General features: G+C 69.0%; 19 protein-coding genes. 14 read left to right on the top strand and 5 right to left on the bottom strand.

Annotation, left to right across the window (positions count from 1 at the left end):
* Positions 1–33 precede the first annotated feature (33 nt).
* Genes ACLJOO_RS03745 through ACLJOO_RS03730 form a run of 4 tightly spaced genes read right to left on the bottom strand, consistent with a single transcriptional unit; the run spans position 34 to position 2,882 of the window.
* Positions 34–702 (bottom strand): pentapeptide repeat-containing protein, encoded by a 669-nt coding sequence (locus tag ACLJOO_RS03745; protein WP_410785393.1) that lies wholly within the window; start codon positions 700–702, stop codon positions 34–36.
* Between the two features lie 31 nt (positions 703–733).
* On the bottom strand, positions 734–1,570 hold the full coding sequence (locus ACLJOO_RS03740; protein WP_410785391.1) for an ROK family protein: 837 nt from the start codon (positions 1,568–1,570) through the stop codon (positions 734–736).
* Positions 1,571–1,590: 20 nt separating this feature from the next.
* On the bottom strand, positions 1,591–2,364 hold the full coding sequence (locus tag ACLJOO_RS03735) for a hypothetical protein (RefSeq protein ID WP_410785390.1): 774 nt from the start codon (positions 2,362–2,364) through the stop codon (positions 1,591–1,593).
* Entirely contained in the window at positions 2,361–2,882 is a 522-nt protein-coding gene (locus tag ACLJOO_RS03730) for a SigE family RNA polymerase sigma factor (RefSeq protein ID WP_410785389.1), read from the bottom strand. The genes ACLJOO_RS03735 and ACLJOO_RS03730 overlap by 4 nt, the downstream gene beginning before the upstream one ends.
* Positions 2,883–2,961: 79 nt before the next feature.
* On the opposite strand from ACLJOO_RS03730, the gene ACLJOO_RS03725 reads away from it, so the two are divergent.
* From ACLJOO_RS03725 to ACLJOO_RS03660, 14 genes are all read left to right on the top strand, one after another.
* Positions 2,962–3,462, top strand: coding sequence for a hypothetical protein (locus ACLJOO_RS03725; protein ID WP_410785388.1), 501 nt, complete (start codon positions 2,962–2,964; stop codon positions 3,460–3,462).
* A gap of 61 nt (positions 3,463–3,523) precedes the next feature.
* Positions 3,524–4,198: a YcnI family protein gene (locus tag ACLJOO_RS03720; protein ID WP_410785387.1), complete on the top strand. Its 675-nt coding sequence runs from the start codon at positions 3,524–3,526 to the stop codon at positions 4,196–4,198.
* A 2-nt stretch (positions 4,199–4,200) separates the two neighbouring features.
* Positions 4,201–4,707, top strand: coding sequence for a copper resistance protein CopC (locus tag ACLJOO_RS03715; protein WP_410785386.1), 507 nt, complete (start codon positions 4,201–4,203; stop codon positions 4,705–4,707).
* Positions 4,704–5,681, top strand: a complete 978-nt coding sequence (locus ACLJOO_RS03710) for a copper resistance D family protein (protein WP_410785385.1) — start codon at positions 4,704–4,706, stop codon at positions 5,679–5,681. Before ACLJOO_RS03715 ends, ACLJOO_RS03710 begins: the two co-directional genes overlap by 4 nt.
* Before the next feature lie 43 nt (positions 5,682–5,724).
* The gene (locus ACLJOO_RS03705) at positions 5,725–6,207 is read left to right on the top strand and encodes a MarR family winged helix-turn-helix transcriptional regulator (protein WP_410785383.1); all 483 of its coding nucleotides are present in this window, start codon (positions 5,725–5,727) and stop codon (positions 6,205–6,207) included.
* A 635-nt stretch (positions 6,208–6,842) separates the two neighbouring features.
* Positions 6,843–8,375 carry an ABC transporter substrate-binding protein gene (locus ACLJOO_RS03700; RefSeq protein ID WP_410785382.1) on the top strand — a complete coding sequence of 511 codons (1,533 nt, stop codon included), beginning with the start codon at positions 6,843–6,845 and terminating at the stop codon, positions 8,373–8,375.
* On the top strand, positions 8,376–9,314 hold the full coding sequence (locus ACLJOO_RS03695; protein WP_410785381.1) for an ABC transporter permease: 939 nt from the start codon (positions 8,376–8,378) through the stop codon (positions 9,312–9,314). It abuts the gene before it with no gap.
* Positions 9,311–10,138 (top strand): ABC transporter permease, encoded by an 828-nt coding sequence (locus ACLJOO_RS03690; protein WP_410785380.1) that lies wholly within the window; start codon positions 9,311–9,313, stop codon positions 10,136–10,138. Before ACLJOO_RS03695 ends, ACLJOO_RS03690 begins: the two co-directional genes overlap by 4 nt.
* A complete protein-coding gene (locus ACLJOO_RS03685; RefSeq protein ID WP_410785378.1) occupies positions 10,135–11,670 on the top strand; it encodes an ABC transporter ATP-binding protein in 1,536 nt (511 codons plus the stop codon). Before ACLJOO_RS03690 ends, ACLJOO_RS03685 begins: the two co-directional genes overlap by 4 nt.
* Entirely contained in the window at positions 11,667–12,725 is a 1,059-nt protein-coding gene (locus tag ACLJOO_RS03680) for a pyridoxal-phosphate dependent enzyme (RefSeq protein ID WP_410785377.1), read from the top strand. The genes ACLJOO_RS03685 and ACLJOO_RS03680 overlap by 4 nt, the downstream gene beginning before the upstream one ends.
* A 9-nt stretch (positions 12,726–12,734) precedes the next feature.
* Entirely contained in the window at positions 12,735–13,490 is a 756-nt protein-coding gene (locus tag ACLJOO_RS03675) for a phytanoyl-CoA dioxygenase family protein (protein WP_410785375.1), read from the top strand.
* The gene (locus tag ACLJOO_RS03670; protein ID WP_410785374.1) at positions 13,487–14,296 is read left to right on the top strand and encodes a Rossmann-like domain-containing protein; all 810 of its coding nucleotides are present in this window, start codon (positions 13,487–13,489) and stop codon (positions 14,294–14,296) included. The genes ACLJOO_RS03675 and ACLJOO_RS03670 overlap by 4 nt, the downstream gene beginning before the upstream one ends.
* Positions 14,293–15,519 carry an MFS transporter gene (locus ACLJOO_RS03665; protein ID WP_410785372.1) on the top strand — a complete coding sequence of 409 codons (1,227 nt, stop codon included), beginning with the start codon at positions 14,293–14,295 and terminating at the stop codon, positions 15,517–15,519. The genes ACLJOO_RS03670 and ACLJOO_RS03665 overlap by 4 nt, the downstream gene beginning before the upstream one ends.
* Positions 15,520–15,581: 62 nt before the next feature.
* The gene (locus tag ACLJOO_RS03660; protein WP_410785371.1) at positions 15,582–16,253 is read left to right on the top strand and encodes a DUF1707 domain-containing protein; all 672 of its coding nucleotides are present in this window, start codon (positions 15,582–15,584) and stop codon (positions 16,251–16,253) included.
* Between the two features lie 9 nt (positions 16,254–16,262).
* Here ACLJOO_RS03660 and ACLJOO_RS03655 read toward each other — a convergent pair whose 3' ends face one another.
* Positions 16,263–17,813 carry a dolichyl-phosphate-mannose--protein mannosyltransferase gene (locus ACLJOO_RS03655; RefSeq protein WP_410787114.1) on the bottom strand — a complete coding sequence of 517 codons (1,551 nt, stop codon included), beginning with the start codon at positions 17,811–17,813 and terminating at the stop codon, positions 16,263–16,265.
* Positions 17,814–17,844 lie beyond the last annotated feature (31 nt).

Here is a 17,844-nt window from a genome sequence, read left to right as displayed (position 1 = left end):
TCCGGCGTACGTCGTACTCCTACGTGGGCCGGATCACGCTCCGGACAGGTCGTCCGGATGCGCCAGGGTGATGCCTGCCGCGACGGTGACCGCGCTGGTGAAGGCCAGTGTGTCGATGGGGGAGGATGCCGCCACGGTCGCCCCGGACAGGGAGGCGAGGCCCTTGGCGCCGTCCCAGGTGCAGTCGACGAACACCGCTTTGGCCGCCTTGACCTGGGAGAACTCCACGCCGGAGAGGTCGCAGCGCCGGAACACGGCGCCGGTCAGGTCGGCCGAGACGAAGTCGGCGCTCTGCAGCCGGCAGTCGGTCAGCTCGACCTTGAAGAACTTCGCGAACCGGAACGAGGCGAAGTCGAGCACGGTGTCCTGGACCGTCACGTGCTGGAGGTTCGCGCCCGGTCCGGCGAACCCGATCATCCGGGAGCCGGTGATCGCGACCCGGGTCAGGGCCGCGTCGGACCAGCGGGAGTTGGCCAGGTCGCACTGGGTGAGCTCGGCGTCGACCAGGATCAGCTTCTCCAGGTCGGACCCGGCCAGCTTGCTCCGGGTGAACCGGCAGCCGCTGATCTCGACGTGCTCAGCCTCCAGATCGCTCAGATCCACGTCCTCCACCCCCAGATCGAGCAACCGCTCCTCATCCTCGATCTCGTCGGGCAGGCTGGACTCGAGTTGCGCCCGTAGGCGGGGTGAGGCGATCTTCACGCCACCGACCGTAGCGGGGGTCGCCGACAGTTCATGAGGAGCGGAGGTAATGAGCGGCCGCCCCGACGAGGGCCGAGTGCTCGGTGTCCTGGGTGGCGGAGGCGGGGAAGTCGAGGACTGACTTGACCAGGTCGAAGGCGCCGGAGATCGAGCCGCCGAGGACCGTCTGCGTTACGCCGAAGCGGTCCAGCCACGGGTGGAGGGCGGCGGCCAGGTCGGTGAAGCACGCTGTCAGGACCTCCTGCGCGGCGGTGTCGCCGGTGCGGGCCTGGTCGGCGATCTCCTTGACGCCGGGGGCATCGGTTCCGGTGCTCTCGGCGTACCGGCGGAGGATCGCGCGCGCGGAGATCGAGTCCTCCAGCGGTTTCCCGGCGTACGTCGTCTTGTAGAGCTCACCGCCCGGCGGGACGCTGTCGCCCTCGCGGACCACGCGGCCGTCGGCGAGGAACGCCGTACCGATGCCGGTGCCGATCGTGACGCCGACGCAGCGTTCGACCCCGCGGACCTCGCCCGCGGTCCACTCGCCGACCGCGAACGCCTCCGCGTCGTTCATGAACAGCACCCGGTCGATGCCCAGTTCGTTGCTCAGGGCAGCGCCGAGGTTGAACCCGTACAGCTGGTCGAACTTGCCCTGCCCGCGGTACCACGCGACCCCGGTGGCGAAGTCGAACGGACCGGGCAGCGCGACCGCCAGACCGTTTGCCAGCGGCAACTTCCGGGCCGTCTCCGCGAGCTGCTCGACCACTCTCTCGGCCGCCAACTGGGACTCGAGCTTCGCCCGGTCCACCTCGGTCACGTCCCACGTGCCGGGCGCCACCACGGCCGCCGTGACGTGGCTTCCCCCGATCTCCAGCACAGCTACGTCCATCCGCACATCATCGCAGGACGTCAGTACCGCTCTTGGAAGACCTGCTTTCCGGTGGCGTCGTACATGGTGATGTAGATCGGGTCGGAGTTTCCCTTCCGGATGTCGTCGGTATAGACGCGATGTACCCAGTAGCCCCCCTTGATCGTGGCGTCGGCGCGCTGCAGGAGGCCGGTGAACGCGATCCGGGTGACTCCCTCCGGCACCCGGCCCGCGTAGCTGTAGCGCACACCCCTGCAGCTTGGCTGATCGAGATTCCTGTCCACCGGTGCGTCGCCGCACCCCATGCTCCAGTAGCGCTGGATCTGGTCCTCGCGTCTGACGATGCCGACGTTCAGCAGCACCGAGCCGAACCCACCCAGCGGTTGCCCTTGGATCGGCACCCCCGCCACGCAGTACGCGTACTGCGACCCGTCCGGCGACCGGCGGACCGTCATCGCGCCGTCGGCATCGGTCACCTCGACGACCTTGTCGGTCCAGTTGGCGACCACCTGCCGCCGCCAGGCATCGTTGTTCACGGTCTCGAAGAAGGCGTCGGACTTCGCGCACAGGTCGGTACTCGCCGCGGGCTGGGCGACGGTCGCGGGCTGCGGGTCCGTCCGGGAGTCTGCGATCCGGCCCACCAGCAGTACGGCGACCACGGCAGTCGCGGTGCCTACGGCCATGGCTGTGCTCAGCAAGGCGCGACGGCGCCGGGTCCGCTGTCGGCCGGCCGCGACCAGTTCGGTCACGTCGGGCGCGAACGACGTACCGCGCTCGGTCGCCTTGTCCATCAAGGTCTTCAGGTCGCCCGTCATCTGATCCCCACCAGGTCGGAGAGCTCGGCCAGGGACGGATGGGCGCGCAGCTTCTCCAGGGCGCGCAGCGTCTGGCTCTTCACGGTTCCGGGGCGGCAGTCGAGGGCGATCGCGGTCTCGTCGACGGACAGTTCGTCGAAGTACCGCAGTACGACGCACGCTCGCTGGCGGGGCGGCAGCTCAGCGAGGGCCTTGGTGATCACCAGCCGGTTTTCGACGATGCCCAACACGTCGGCCTCGGCCTCGTTGGCGAAGTACTCGTCGCCGCCGACGACCTCCTGGCTGGATTTCCGGCGGAGCCCGTCGAGGGTGGTGGAGACGACGACCTTCCGCGCATACGCACGGACGGCGCCCTTGCGCTGGATCCTGCCCCAGACCCGGTAGAGCCGGATCAGGGCCTCCTGAGTAGCGTCCTCGGCGCGCCGCCAGTCCCCGCACAGAAGGTAAGCGGTCCGGCACAGAGAGTTGGCATGGTGCGTCACGAACTCGACGTAGTCCTGCTCCGTCTCGGGTCTCACCCGCGGCCCTCCCCAGTCATGCCGAGTGAAACGTGGTGGGCTGCATGAATGGTTGCACGACTACGGCACACTTTTTCCCGTGACCGAGAGCCGGACGACGTCCGCGGTCGCGGCGCTGAGCGTCGCGGTGGCGGTGGTCGGTCACGCCCTCGTCGGGGGTGGCGGCGTGCCCCTGGGCGTCGTACCACCGCTGGTGGCGTTGGCCGGTGTCTGCTGGCTGCTCGGCGAGTACCTGGCGGGGGAGCTGCTGCTGACCGGGTTGGTGCTGGCCGGGGTGCAGCTGTTCGTGCATGTCGCGTTGGACTCGGTGACCATGCACCACGGGATGTCGATCGCGAGCAGCCTGCTGATGACGGCGACCCACCTGGGTGCGTTGCTGGCCGGCGTCCTCGCGATCGGCCAGGCGCACCGCTGGGTCCATCGGGTACGGCGGGTGTTCGCGAGACTGCTTCCGGAGCTACCGGTACTGCGTCCGCTGCGACACGTTGCGACCGCGAGCGGCATCTTCTCGTCGTGGATCCTGATCGGGTCCCGACTCGGCACGAGCACCTCCGGCCGCGGGCCCCCGGCGTACGAGTAACTGCAGCTTTCTGAGCCGGCCGATCGCGCCGGACTACTCGTATGCCTTGAAAGGTTCTCTCATGCCCAAGAGATTCGTCCTGCGCGCCGGCGCGATCGTCGCGGCCTCCGCGCTCGTCGTGATCGGCGCCGCGAGTTCGGCGTCGGCGCACGTCACGGTGTCGTCACCGGACGCCAAGCCCGGCGGGTACGCCAAGCTGGTGTTCCGGGTGCCGACCGAGTCGGACAACACCAGCACCACGAAGCTCGTCGTCTCGTTGCCCAAGGACCATCCGTTCGCGCACGTGGGTGCGCAGGTGAAGGACGGATGGAAGGTGGAGAAGAAGGAAGAGAAATTGCCGGCCGCGGTGAAGGTCGGTGACGTCACGCTGACCAAGGCGATCACCACGGTCACCTGGACCGCGACCGCGGCCGGGATCCCGCCGAACGACTTCGACGAGTTCTCGCTGTCGGTCGGGAAACTGCCCGAGGGCGTGGATGCGTTGAGCTTCCCGGCGGATCAGACGTACAGCGACGGTGAGGTGGTGAAGTGGGCCGACGTCGCCAAGGACGGCGCTGAGGCCGAGCATCCGGCGCCGACATTGAAGCTGGCGGCGGCGGTCACGCCGGTCGCCGCGGCCACCGATTCTTCGGACACGGTGGCGCGCTGGCTGGGCGGTACCGGTCTGCTGGTCGGGCTGCTCGGTCTGGCTTTCGGGCTGCGGCCTCGTCGCGCCGTTGCTGGAGAGAAGCAGTAGCCGTGCGCCGATTGATCGCAGTACTGGTCGCGTCGCTGTTCACGCTGGTGGTTTCCGCCGGCGTGGCGGCGGCACACGCCAAGCTCGAGTCGATGACGCCGACCGACGGTTCGTCGATGGCCGCTCCGCCGACGAAGGTCGTCCTGACCTTCAACGAGCCGGTCGGGTCCAACGGGACGCAGGTGCAGGTGAAGTCGCCAAGCGGTACGAACGTCGCGAACGGTGACGTCCAGGTGGTTGACAACACGGTCACCCAGCCGGTCGGCGCGATGATCGAGGCCGGCAAGTACACGGTCGAGGCCCGGGTGGTCTCGGCAGACGGCCACCCGATCACGGTAAGCGGCGCCTTCACCGTCACCCACGCCGGCCATCCGGCGACCCAACCCCCCGATGCTCCGGCGCAGCCCGAGGGCAACTCCAACACGGTGACGATCGTCGCGATGTGCCTGGTGATGCTCGTGGTCGTGGCGCTGGCCGTGGTGATCGTCCGCCGCCGTCCGGCCTCATGAAACGTGCGCTGGGGATAGTTGCTACCGGCATCGTTGTGATGGTGGTCGCGCTGTTCGCCGCCGGCGGTGCGCCGAAGCGGGCGGCGGACGGCCTGCTCGGCGCCGGACTGGCTGTCTCCTGGGCGGTTCCGGTACTGCGGATTCTCGCGGATGCGGCCGCGGTGGCGACCGGCGGAGCCGTGTTGGCGGTCGTCCTGTTCCTGCCCGCGAAGGACGGAATGCTCGGAAACAAAGCGATCCGTGCCTGTCAGGATGCCGCGTTGGCTGCCGGGATCTGGGCGGTCGCGAGCATCGGCGGCCTGATCGCGACCGCGACCGTGATCCTCGGCATCCCGCTGTCTCATCTCGCCGAGCATGCCGAACCGGCCGGCCAGCTGAGCCAGGTTCGCGCGCTGGCAGTTGCTGTCGTGCTCACCGCCGTACTCGCCGTAATCCTCAGTGGCACCAAGACATTGCGCACGGCTCGCCTGGCCGCCGTACTCACGATCGCGGCCCTCACCGGACCGCTCCTCACCGGCCACGGGGCGATCGACCGCACCAGCCTGTGGTCGGTCCTCGCCACGGCATCTCTCGTCGTCCACGTCGTCGCTGCGACCGCGTGGATCGGCGGATTGGGCGCGGTACTGCGCTACACCCGCTCCCACGAGGCCGTCGAGTTGTTCAGCACGCTCGCCTTCGTCTGCGCCGTGACGATGGGCATCACCGGACTCGTCACCGCCGAGATCCACCTCGGTGGGCGCGAGGACGGCTGGGGACTGATCACGCAATGGGTGACAAGCGGGTACGGCGTTCTTGTGCTCGGGAAGACGCTCGCGTTCGCGCTGCTCGTCTTCATCGGCTGGCTGCATCGGCGGAGCACGATCCCGCGGGTGGCGACCGGCGACCCGGGGGCGTTCCGGCAGCTAGCAGTGCTAGAACTCGCGGTGATGGCCGGCACCATCGGGCTCGCGGTTGCCCTCTCGCGCACCCCTTGACGCGAGTCGGTGACATGTCAACGTTCGTCCGTACAATGGATGGATGAAGGAACCGGAGTGGCTCGGGGCGCAGGAGGCGGGGCTCTGGCAGTCGTACCGTGACACGCATCGCGAACTGATGCGTGCCCTAGAGGCCCGGATGATCACGAACTCGGGCCTGTCCGGCGCCGACTATGCGCTGCTGCACCCGCTGTCCGAGGCCGAGGACGGCCTGCTCCGCACCCGCGATCTCGGCCGCTCGGTCGGCTGGGAGCGCAGCCGCCTGTCGCATCAGGTCAGCCGGATGGAGAAGCGCGGCCTGGTCACTCGCGAGGAATGCACCGCCGACGCGCGCGGCTCGATGGTCCGCCTCACTCCACTCGGCCGCAAGGCGATCGAATCCGCCGCCCCCGACCATGTCGCCGCCGTCCGCACGTACTTCTTCGACCACCTGACCGCGGACGAGCAGACCCAGCTCACCACCCTCCTGAACCGCATCGCCGCCAACCTCCCCAACACCTGCACCACCCCCGACTGCGACGAGTAGCCTGCCCACTCGCCCCAGCACCCCGGCAAGGCGCCCCCTCCCCGCCATGTCCGGGGTCAACCGGCTCTTGTGACTGGCGTGTGGGTGGTCGACGGGTTCCAGGGGCGGGCGCCGGGCCTGGTGTGATCGGCAGCTCGACAGGAGGTGTCGGGTGGCCGGGTAGTGCACCTGAGCGTGAACGGGCCCGTGTGTACAGCGTCTCACCGGTGCTCTACCTGTCGAGCTTGCACATCACCCGGCCGCGAGTGGTCGTGCCGCCACCAGTCCGATCATCCAGCCGGCCACACAACACCCACACTCCGGCACACGAGGGGATATCCCCTGGTGTCGTGGGTTCTCCCCTCGTGTACCAACAGAGAAGGCACAACGCCGTCGGATATCCCCTCGTGTGTGCGGGGCTCTGGTCGTGATCGGTCGGGGCCGGCCGGTGCGACGGACTGGGCGGTGCACACCGGGTGCGTGTGGTGCGGTGCGTGCGGTGCCTCGACGGGGCAGGTGAGGTGGCGGGGTGCGGTGTGGCGGTGACACGCCGTCACGGAGAGCGATCGGCCGATGTCCTCGGAAGAATGATCGCGTCGGGTTCGGATGCGCGCTGGATTTGACAATCGTTTTCACTAAAGGTGAGGATGTGGCGCGTGTCCGAGGCTTTGGGTAGGCGTGGGTTCCTGGGGATGGCCGGGGTGGCCGGATTGGCGGCGATCACCGGATGTGGGGCGGACGGGGGTGCGGCCGCGCAACCCAAGCAGGGCGGGCGGCTGCGTGCCGTGTACGCCGGTGGCGGGGCGAAGGAGGTGCTCGACCCGCACGTGCAGAGCCTCTTCGTGGACATCGCACGGCACAAGGCGATCTACGAGAAACTCGTCGAACTCGGCCCGGATCTGAAGCCGGTGCCGCGGCTCGCGTCGAAGTGGGAACACGACGGGACCGCGACCACCTGGCGGTTCAGCCTGCGCGACGCGACCTTCCATGACGGCGCGAAACTGGTCGCCGAGGACGTGCTGTACAGCATCGCCCGGATCGTCGATCCCGCCGTACCGGAGCGGGTCGCGCAGTCGTCGCTCGCGACGCTGGATCTCAAGCGCAGCAAGGCGATCGGGCCCGCGACGGTCGAGCTGGTGCTGACCCAGCCGAACGCGGAGTTCCCCGCACTGCTGGCCGGAATCGGCACGCAGATCGTGCGGAACGGGTTCAAGGATCCCACCAAGCCCGTCGGCACCGGCGCGTTCCGGTACGTGTCGTTCGAGGCCGGCCGCTCGATGGTCGCTTCGCGGTACGACGACTACTGGGACGAGCCCGCGCGGATCGAGGAGCTGCACATCCTGTCGGCCGATTCCGAGGCGCGGGCGAACGCCGTACAGGGTGGTCAGGCGGAGTACGCCAACGACATGACGGCCACGTTCGCGCGGACCGCGGAGGCCGGGAAGACGGTGCGGATCGTGGCGGCGAAGGCCAGCACGATGCAGGCGTTCGTGATGAAGGTCGACCGGCCGCCGTTCGACAATCCCGACGTACGGCTCGCGTTCAAGCTGGTGGCGGACCGGCAGCGGCTGGTGGACGTCGTACTGGCCGGGCGGGGTGAGGTGGGGAACGACCTGTTCGGCAAGGGGTATCAGTACTATCCGGCCGATCTGCCGGCCCGGGAGCGTGACGTCGACCAGGCGCGGAGCCTGCTGAAGAAGGCGGGGCTGGCGGGCAAGGAGGTGGAGATCTTCACCGCGGACGCGTCGGCCGGGTTCGTCGAGGCGGCGACGTTGTTCGCGGAGCAGGTCGCGGAGGCGGGAGTGCGGTTGAAGGTGACGACCGGAAGCCCGCAGACGTATGCGAAGGACCTGCTGACGAAGGGAGCCATCGGCAACCATCGGTCGGGCGCGATGCCGATTCCGCAGTACGTCACCGATCGGTTGCTGTCGCATTCGCCGTTCAACGTGACGCATTGGCGGCGGCCGGCGTTCGACACCGCGTTCGCGGCGGCGCGGGCGGTGACGGACGAAACCGAGCGTTCCAGGCGGTACGGCGTACTGCAGAAGACCGTGCGGGACGAGGGCGGGATCCTCGCGTGGGGTCTGCCGGACTACCTGATCGCGGTGTCGTCGAAGGTGCAAGGAGTGCAGGCGGTGCCGCCGAACACGGTGGACCAGGGCCGGTTCGACAAGGTGTGGCTGGCCTGAATGCGGTCGTACGCCGCTCAACGGGCGGGGCTCGCGGTCGTTCAGTTGGCTGTGCTCTCGGTGCTGGTGTTCGTGCTGACGTCGTTGCTGCCGGGGGACGCGGCGGACTTGCGGTTCACCGAGACGCTGACGCCGACGCAGGTCGCTGCGCTACGGGCGGAGCTCGGTCTCGACCAGCCTCCTGTTGAACGGTTCGTGCACTGGCTCGGCAATGTGGTGACAGGCGATCTGGGTACGTCGTTGATCAGCGGGGGACCTGTTGCCGAGATCGTGCGGCACTCGATCGGCGCGACGCTCGTACTCACGCTAGCAACGCTAGCGATCGTCGTACCGCTGGCCGTTGCCCTCGGCATCGTGATGGGCACCCGTGAGAACGGGCGCGTCGACCGTGCGATCACGTCGATCACGCTGGCGTTGTCGGCGATCCCGGACTTCGTGATCGCGGTGGTTCTGGTGGCCGTGTTCTCGCTGAAACTCGGCTGGTTGCCGGCGACGTGGATCGGCGGCAATCTCCTCTCCTCGCCGGCCCTGTTGATCCTCCCCATCGCCGTACTCTTCGGCCGGACCGTCTGCCTGCTGTCGCGTCAGGTCCGCGCCGGGACGGTTGCTGCTCTGAACGCCGAGTACGTGACACAGGCCCGACGGCTCGGCATCCCGCGCCGGCAACTCCTGCTCCGTCACGTCCTCCCGAACGCGGCGGTTCCCGGCGTACAAGAACTGGCCCGCACCGGCGACACGCTTCTGGGCGGCGTCCTGGTTGTCGAAGCCATCTTCGCCATTCCCGGCTTCGCGACCGCACTCGTGGACGGCGTGGAAACCCGCGATGTCCCCACCGTGCAAGGCCTCACGCTGGTCCTGGCTGTCGCCGCGCTCCTCATCAACCTCGGCGCCGACCTCATCTGCAATCGGCTGGTCCCACGATCGGAAGTCCTCCGATGAACCCGCACGAAGATGGCGGCTCGCGGGTGGGTGGGGTGGCGGCGGTGGGTGTGTCGCTGGGGCTTGTTGCGGTGCCGCTGGTTGTCGCCGTGGTCGGCCCGTTCCTGCCGTACGACGCTCGGCCAGGCCTGCCCTACTCGTCCGAAGGCGTGTTGGGGACGGATGGGTTGGGGCGGGACGTTCTGGGGCTGTTGCTGGTGGGTGGGCGGACGGCGCTCGGGATGGCGATCGGGGCGGTGGTGCTGGCGTACTTGGTGGGCGGGCTGATCGGGCTGACGGCCGCGTCGACCCGGCATCGGTGGCTGGACGAAGGCATGATGCGACCGCTCGACGTACTGCTGCCACTCCCGTCCCTCCTCGTCATCAGCGTGGTCGCCGTCGGCTGGCGCGCCTCCGCGCTGGCAATCACCGTCGCCGTCGCGATGGTGAACGTCCCGACCGTCGCCCGACTCGTCCGAGCGGCTGCCCTGGACGCGGCGAGTGGACCGGTGGTCGAGGCGCTCCGGATGCAACGGGAGTCGTGGTTCACGATCCAGCTCGGGTACGTCGGACGCTCGGTCCTCGGGCCGGTTGCGGCGGATCTCGGCACCCGGATCACGCTCGCGGTGTTCCTCGTCGCCTCGGTCAACTTCCTCGGGCTCGGGCTGAGCCCGACCGCGCCGGACTGGGCGGTCAGCGTGTCCCGCAACCGCGAGGGCCTGCTCCTCCAACCGTGGTCGGTGCTGGCGCCCGCTCTCCTGCTCGTCTCCTTCACCTTGGGTTTCAACCTCCTCGCCGACCGCCTCGTCCACCGATCACGCCGTCTGGTGGAGAGCACAAGATGACACCGGTGGTGCGTGTGACCGGGCTGTCTGCGACCGCTGGGGATGCGGTGCTGGTGGACGGGGTGTCCTTCGAGGTTGTCGCGGGGGAGGTGACGGCGCTGGTCGGTGCGTCCGGGTCGGGTAAGACGACCTCGGCGCTAGCGCTGCTAGGCGAACACGGTGACGGCGTACGACTGGCCGGCCGGGTCGAGGTCGCCGGCCAACTGGTTGTCGACAGCAACGGAGTGACTACCGCCGCGCCGTCGGTACGCGGTCGCGTCGTCGCCTACATGCCACAACATCCCGGCAGCGCGCTGAACCCGGCCCGGCGCATTGGTACGACGCTGCAGGAGCTCGCGAAGCTGCACGACGGCGACCCCCACGAGGCCGTCCGCGCGGCGCAGTTGCCCGGAGATCGCGCAACCCTCAAACGTTTTCCGCATCAGTTCTCCGGTGGCCAGCGGCAACGAGTGGCGCTCGCGCAGACGCTCACCTGCCGGCCGAAGGTACTCGTGCTCGACGAGCCGAGCACCGGCCTCGACTCGATCACCCGGCTGCAACTCGTCCACGAACTCAGAGATCTCGCCGCCACCGGTCTCGGCATCTTGCTGCTCAGTCACGATCTCGACCTGGTCCGCGCTCTCGCATTCCGTGTAGTCGTGCTCGACGCAGGTCAGGTGATCGCCACCGACGTACTCCCATCCGCACCGGACCTGGAGGTCGCGGGAACCTCTGCCGCCGGGCAACCGTTGCTAACGGCAATGAACCTGTCTGCCTCGCTGCGTCCCCGCGGGCGCGATGTCGTCCTGCACGAGGCCGACCTCGCCGTCCGCGCCGGCGCCTGCCTCGGGGTCGTCGGCCGCTCCGGCAGCGGCAAGACCACCTTGGCCCGCTGCCTGGCCGGCCTGCACGAGCGCTACACCGGCACCATCCTGCTCGACGACGAACCGCTCCCGGTCCTCCGGAAACGCACCCGCGACCAGCACCGCCGCGTGCAGTACGTCTGGCAGGAGGTCCGCGGCTCCTTCGACGAACGCCGTCCCGTCGACCAGCAGGTCGCCCGTACGGCGCAACGCCTCCGCGGACTCACACCGGACCAGGCGCACGCCGAGGCCGTCGCCACGCTCGCCCGTCTCGGCGTCGCCGCGATCACCGCCGCCCGCCCGCCGAGCCGCCTGTCCGGCGGTGAACTGCAACGAGCCGCCCTCGCGCGAGCAGTTCTGGCGAACCCCGACGTACTGATCTGCGACGAGATCACCACCGCCCTCGACGACCACGGTACGGCGCTCGTCCTCGACCTCCTGACTGAACTCAAGGACCGCGGTACGGCGCTGATCTGGATCGGTCACGACCTGCGCCTGGTCGCAGCCGTCGCGGACCGGGTCCTGGTCCTCGACGCCGGCCGGGTGGTCGAGCAGGGCCCGCCCGCGACGATCACGACCGAGCCGCACCACGAGCTGACCCGGCGGCTGGTAGCAGCCGCCCGGATCGGCGACGACCCACAAACTCCGCCCGTGCTGACCACCGACTCAAGGAGCGAACCGCGCCGATGACGCGACTGCACGACCACCTGGCGGAGGCCATCAAGGACCCGGACCCGATCCGCGTCAGTTCCGGCAGCGGGGACGATCTGATCTGCCTGCGGTTCGAGACCATGAAGGTGTACTCCGCGCTCGGCGCCGTACGCCACCTGCTGGAGACCGGGCAGGTCCGGCCCGGTGACACGCTGATCGACAGCTCGAGCGGGATCTACGCACACGCCCTCGCGCTCGCTTGCCACCGATACGGGATGAAGTGCCACATCGTCGGCTCGACCACGGTCGACCGGACGCTCAAGATCCAGCTCGAGATCCTCGGTGCGACCGTCGAGCAGGTGCCGTCGTCGAACAACCTGCAGCTCGACCAGAACCTCCGGGTCCGCCGGATCGGTGAGATCCTCCGCGACAACCCGACGTACCACTGGATGCAGCAGTACCACGACGACATCCATTACCTCGGGTACGGCGCGATCGCGGAGCTCGTGGCGAAGCTGGTGCCGACCGGTCCGCTGTGTCTGGTCGGCGGCGTCGGTACGGGCGCCTCGACCGGCGCGATCGCGGCGTACCTGCGGGAACGCGGCCGGGACGTGAACCTGGTCGGCGTGCAGCCGTTCGGGAGCATCACGTTCGGGGCCGGGCACACGCAGGACCCGGAGATGATCATCGCCGGAATCGGCAGCTCGATCGAGTTCCGGAACGTGCGGCACGAGTTGTACGACCGGTTGCACTGGGTCTCGTTCGACTACGCGATGTCGGCGGCGGTGGATCTGCTCCGCACGTCCGGCGTTTTCGCGGGGCTGTCGGCCGGGGCGGCGTACCTGTCGGCGTTGTGGGAGCACCACTGCGACCGTGGGCGGAAACACGTTTTCCTGGCCGCGGACACCGGGACGCGGTACGTCGAGTCCGCGTTCGCCCGGCACGCCGAGGCGCGGCCGATGGCGTCGATGCGGCCGCGGGAGATCGATTCGCTGGACGAGCTCGCGGTGCCGTGGTCGGCGATGTCGTGGGACCGGCGAGAATCCGCCCAGGTCCGGCGCGAGGAGTTTCCATCTGCGACTCCGTCGCATTAATGTGGTCCCGTGAGTGGGTATGTGCTGCTTCCGGAGTTGTTCACGGCAACCGAGGTGGATCGGCTGCGCGACGTGGTCGAACAGGTGCATGCGGACGTCGTCTCCGCGGCCGAAGCCGGCGAGGCAACGGCGAACGTCTGGCCGGACGGGCACCGGCTGGAAACGGTGCACGGGACAACCATCCACTGGGAGCCGGGTGCGGAGCGAAAGGCGGTGCGCAGTCTGTCGCCGGTGGCGCATCTGCATCCGGCGCTGGAGGCACTGTGGGGCGAGCCGCGGTTGGCCGAGCCTATGAGTTCGTTGATCGGGGCAATGGCGGGGCGATTCGTGGCGAAACTGAACTTCAAGCGCGCCGGAGTCGGGTCGGAATTCGCGTGGCACCAGGACTTTCCGTACTGGTACGGGTGCTGCGGTGCGGCGGCGTACGACATCGCGACCGCGATCGTGATGCTCGACGACAACACCGCCGCGAACGGCGCGATGACCCTGATCCCGGGCAGTCCCTCGGAGGGTCCGGTACGTCGTGATCCGCAGGACCCGACCGGATTGCTGGTGGATCCAACGGTCGTCGACGAGACCCGCGCGGTGACGGTGGAGGCCCCGGCCGGGTCGGTCCTGATGTTCCCCGGCCTGATGGTGCACCGCTCCGCCCCGAACCGGACGGCCACGGATCGTCGCTCCCTCCTGTACTGCTTCCAGCCCACCGGCCGCCCCGAGTTGTCCGCCCTGCACTTCAACCAAGAAAGGCTGGCCGATCTCCCATGACCGTCACCGTGGCTGATCTGACCGCAGAGGTACTCGCCGGATCGCGTGGTCCGTCACCTGCGGACCTCGACATCACCAGCGCGTTCTGGCTGCACCACACGACGCGCCTGCCGGGCGCCGACGTCACGTACCGGAACTACTACGTGCTGTTGCGAGTAGGAGAAGTGTTCGGCGCATGCTCCTTCGAGTCGGGTGAGCTAGACCCGGCGTACTGCGCCGACACCTCCGGCCGCACGCTCGCCGACGTGCTCTCCTCCAACGACCCGCTCCCCGTCCGGATCGCCGCACTCGACGCCTACCTGGCCGCGGTCGAGCCGCACCACACCGCGCCGTACGCCGAGGAAGTCGTCCTCCCGGCCGGTACGCCGGACGTTCGCGCCCGCGCCCGTGACGCAGCCGTCGTCGGACTGCTCGATGTTGCCGAAGGCACCAAAGTCGCGCTGATCGGCGTCGTGAACCCGCTCGTCGACGCGATCACGGCCCGCGGCGGTGTCTGTCTCCCGTGCGACTTCAACCTCCGTGAGACGGCCTCCGGCTTGTCCGTCTCCCGCGACATGACCGAGGTGATCGACGCCGCCGACGCGGTAGTCGCCACTGGTATGACGCTGTCCAACGGCAGCTTCGACGTACTCCTTACTCGTTGCCGTGAGCAATCGAAGCCGCTCGCCGTCTACGCTCAGACCGGCAGTGCGGTCGCCCGCGCCTTCCTCGGCGCCGGCGTCACCGCGCTGTCAGCGGAACCCTTTCCCTTTTCCCAGTTCAGCTCCCGCCCGAGCAGCCTCTATCGCTACAGGACGGATACATGACCACGCAGCAGAACCTCACCGCGCCCGCGGCGGCAGTCCCGGGCGATCTCCGGATGGCCCGACGGCTGTGGCCGTTCCTGCTGGCCTCGACGGTGAGCCTGATCCCGTTCACGGTGTTCGGGATGTATCTGGTGCCGATCTCCGAAGCCGCCGGCGGGAGCGTTGCGGAGATCGGTGGACTGCGAGGGCTCGGCGGGCTAGCAGCGCTAGCGGTCGGTGTAGTGCTCGCGCCGCTGATGGACCGCGCACCGCGGGAACTGGTCGCCGCGGGCGGGCTCGCACTGCTGGGCGTCTCGGCGGCATTGGGGGCCGTGGGCAACGTCTTTGCGCTGGCCGTGTTCTGCCTGCTGATCGGGGCGTCGACGTCGATCTTGGCGCCGTCGATCGGCGCCGCGGCCGCGGACCGGTTCAGGTCCCCGGCAGCGGCTGGCCGCGCGGCGACGCTGGTGTCCGCGACGACGTCGGCGATGGCGATGCTTGCGGCTCCGGTGCTTGCCGGGCCGGGTCTGATCTGGGGCTGGCGGGGCAACCTGCTGGCCGCGGCCGCGATCTCGCTCGTCCTGGCGGCGGCCTTCTTCTGGCGCGGGCGCGGGCGGAAGGCGCCGATCACCAACCGGGAGCGGATGAGCTACCTGGCGACGTACCGCGAGCTTGCTCGGATCCCCGGTGCGCTCCCGCTGCTGGCCGTCGCGATGCTGCGGACCGCGGCCTTCATGGGCTACCTCGCTTATCTCGCGGCGTTCTACGACGAGAAGTTCGACCTCGCGCCGGGCTGGTTCGCGCTGGTCTGGTCGCTCAGCGGCGCGTCGTTCTTCCTCGGCAACCTCCTCTCCGGCCGGTACCTCGCCACCGATCGTCCGTGGATCACCCCCGAGCGGCTGCTCGTCGCCGGCATCACGGTCGCCCTGCTCGCGGTCTCCGCGTTCTACTTCTCGCCGACGCTCCCGCTCGCGCTGCTCCTCACCGCTCTCATGGGTGCCAGCCACGCAACGGTCGCGGCCTGTGTCACCACGCTGCTGGTCCGTCGCAGCGGTGACCTCCGGGGATCGGCGCTCAGCGTCAACGCGGCCGGCATGAGCCTTGGCACGTTCCTCGGCGCCGCGATCGGCGGCCTCGGCCTGGGCCTCGGCGGCTACCTCGGTACGGCGATCACCTTCGCCGCGATCACACTGATCGCAGTCGGCTGCGCACTTCGGGTCCAGCGCCGGAAAATCGCCGGGTAAGGGTCGGTTCCGGGATCAATCGGGGTCCTCACGGAGCCGGTTGCGATATATCGTTCCGTCTTATGGAGAACCTGCCTGATCGCCCGCATCCGCACGCGCATCTGCGGGCGTCCGACATCGATCGTGACCAGGTGGTCGACGTACTGCGGGAGGCCCTGATGTCGGGCCGGTTGACGCAGGAGGAACACGCCGAGCGCCTCGAGAAGACCCTCGAGGCGAAGACCCTCGGCGAGCTCGAACCGATCACCCGCGACCTCGTCGTCCCCGGTCAGCCGGCACCGGTGGCGCAACCGGCCGCGGCCGCGTCGACCAGCCTGGTGCCGATCGAGGAACCGGCCGACCCGGACTCGAGCTTCGACACGATGGTCGCGATCTTCGGCGGCGGCGAGCGGAAGGGCCGCTGGCGGGTGAAGCGCCGTACCAACGCGTTCGCGGTGTTCGGCGGGCACGACCTCGACATGACCAACGCGGTCTTCGAGGGCCGCGAGGTGACGATCTGGGCGTTCGCGGTGTTCGGCGGCATCGACATCACCGTCCCGGAAGGCGTGACGGTCCGCAACGAGGGCGTCGGCATCTTCGGCGGCTTCGGCGCCCGCGGCAGCGACGACCCGGACCCGAACGCACCTGTCGTCGTGGTGAAGGGCCTCGCCCTGTTCGGCGGCGTCGGCGGTCAGTCCTCAGCCAAGCGCCACGGCAAGAAACTCAAGGGCAAAGGCCACCACGAGCTGCACTAGCTTGTCGGGTCAGATCCAGGTCTTGAACCACATGCGGCTGAGCCAGTCCGGGTGCGGGAGCACCTCGTCGGTCAGGATCGGCCAGATGTAGGCGAAGTTCAGCACCACGAGGACGACGAACGCGCCGACCACCGCGGTGCCGATCAGCCGGCGTGGAGTCGCTGTCCTCGTCGCCTCACGGGCCGGGCCGAGGACCTTGCCGAGGATCAGCGCCAGCGCCATCACCGTGAACGGGATCATCGTGACGGCGTAGAAGAAGAAGATCGGCCGGTCGTCGAACGCGAACCACGGCACCCAGCACGTCACGTACCCGACGATCGGTATGCCGAGCCGCCAGTCGCGCGTGCCTATCCACAGCACCAGCGCCGCGATCAGCGCGAGCGCGCCTCCCCACCACAACAGCGGCGTACCGAGGGCAGAGATCACCTGCAGACAGTTGGTCCCGGTCGGTGCGTTGCAGCCCGGCGTACCGGGTTTGATGTCGTTGACCGCGTCGAAGCCGATCGGGCGGGCGATGATCGGCCAGCCGGCCGGGTTCGAGGCGTACGGGTGGGTGGCGTGCTTGATGTAGTCGCCGGTGTGGAACGCGAGTACTTCCTTGTGGTACTCCAGCAGCGACCGGAAGTCGTCCGGCACGACCTTCATCACGCCGTGCGCCGGATTGCTCGCGGCCCAGTTGTGGTCGTAGGCGTTGTCGTGCAGCAGCCAGCCGGTCCAGGTCGCGACGTACGTGACGACCGCGACCAGCACCAGGCTGACGAACGCCGGGATGCCGTCGACCAGGGCCGACTTCACGAACGCGAACCGGACGCCGAGCGCCCGCCGGGCCCCGAAGTCCCAGGCGAACACCATCACGCCGAACGCGGCGAGCACCCAGACCGCCGACCACTTGGTGCCGAGCGCCAGGCCGAAGCAGATGCCGGCGGCGATCCGCCACGGCCGGACCAGCAGCCAGCGGCCGACCGGACGGCGCTCGCCGTCGGGGACCGGCTTGTCGAGGGTCTCGGCGTGCCGGCGGCGGGTCCAGTCGCGGTCGGCGACCAGGCAGGAGACCGCCGCGACCAGCCAGAACGCGAGGAAGATGTCGAGCAGCGCGACCCGGGACATCACGAAATGCAGGCCGTCTACCGCGAGCAGCAGGCCCGCGATGCAGCCGATCAGGGTCGACCGGGTCATCCGGCGTACCGTCCGGATCAGCAGCAGCACGGTCAGCGTGCCGAACAGCGCCGGCATGAACCGCCAGCCGAACGGGGTCATCCCGAACAGCTGCTCACCGGCGGCGATCATCCACTTGCCGACCTCGGGGTGCACGGTCAGGCTCGGGGTGTCCTTGAAGACGTCCAGGTTGCCCGCCAGGATCGCCTTGTCCGCGGCGCCCTCCGGCTGGTCGATGAACTGCCGTGCGTAGCCGAACTTGAGCAGGCTGTAGGCGTCCTTGGCGTAGTACGTCTCGTCGAAGACGAACTTCACCGGGTTGCTCAGGTGCCAGAACCGCAGTACGCCGGCCAGCACGGTGATCGCCAGCGTGGCGATCCAGCCGCCGTCGAAGTCCCGCGGCATCGCCGGGTACAACCGCTCCTTGAGCGGCGGC

The sequence above is a fragment of the Kribbella sp. C-35 genome (assembly GCF_046549195.1).
Taxonomy (GTDB): domain Bacteria; phylum Actinomycetota; class Actinomycetes; order Propionibacteriales; family Kribbellaceae; genus Kribbella.
Note: the sequence above shows the minus strand (reverse complement) of the source record. Positions and strands in the feature narration are given on the sequence as shown.

What these genes read in the sequence shown, in the direction of transcription:
- ACLJOO_RS03710 (WP_410785385.1), top strand. Translation starts at nt 4,704, where the DNA reads ATGAAACGTGCGCTGGGGATAGTTGCTACCGGCATCGTTGTGATGGTG.
- ACLJOO_RS03735 (WP_410785390.1), bottom strand. Translation starts at nt 2,364, where the DNA reads ATGACGGGCGACCTGAAGACCTTGATGGACAAGGCGACCGAGCGCGGT.
- ACLJOO_RS03670 (WP_410785374.1), top strand. Translation starts at nt 13,487, where the DNA reads ATGACCGTCACCGTGGCTGATCTGACCGCAGAGGTACTCGCCGGATCG.
- ACLJOO_RS03685 (WP_410785378.1), top strand. Translation starts at nt 10,135, where the DNA reads ATGACACCGGTGGTGCGTGTGACCGGGCTGTCTGCGACCGCTGGGGAT.
- ACLJOO_RS03695 (WP_410785381.1), top strand. Translation starts at nt 8,376, where the DNA reads ATGCGGTCGTACGCCGCTCAACGGGCGGGGCTCGCGGTCGTTCAGTTG.
- ACLJOO_RS03680 (WP_410785377.1), top strand. Translation starts at nt 11,667, where the DNA reads ATGACGCGACTGCACGACCACCTGGCGGAGGCCATCAAGGACCCGGAC.
- ACLJOO_RS03665 (WP_410785372.1), top strand. Translation starts at nt 14,293, where the DNA reads ATGACCACGCAGCAGAACCTCACCGCGCCCGCGGCGGCAGTCCCGGGC.
- ACLJOO_RS03690 (WP_410785380.1), top strand. Translation starts at nt 9,311, where the DNA reads ATGAACCCGCACGAAGATGGCGGCTCGCGGGTGGGTGGGGTGGCGGCG.
- ACLJOO_RS03740 (WP_410785391.1), bottom strand. Translation starts at nt 1,570, where the DNA reads ATGGACGTAGCTGTGCTGGAGATCGGGGGAAGCCACGTCACGGCGGCC.
- ACLJOO_RS03705 (WP_410785383.1), top strand. Translation starts at nt 5,725, where the DNA reads ATGAAGGAACCGGAGTGGCTCGGGGCGCAGGAGGCGGGGCTCTGGCAG.
- ACLJOO_RS03655 (WP_410787114.1), bottom strand. Translation starts at nt 17,813, where the DNA reads ATGCCGCGGGACTTCGACGGCGGCTGGATCGCCACGCTGGCGATCACC.
- ACLJOO_RS03720 (WP_410785387.1), top strand. Translation starts at nt 3,524, where the DNA reads ATGCCCAAGAGATTCGTCCTGCGCGCCGGCGCGATCGTCGCGGCCTCC.
- ACLJOO_RS03660 (WP_410785371.1), top strand. Translation starts at nt 15,582, where the DNA reads ATGGAGAACCTGCCTGATCGCCCGCATCCGCACGCGCATCTGCGGGCG.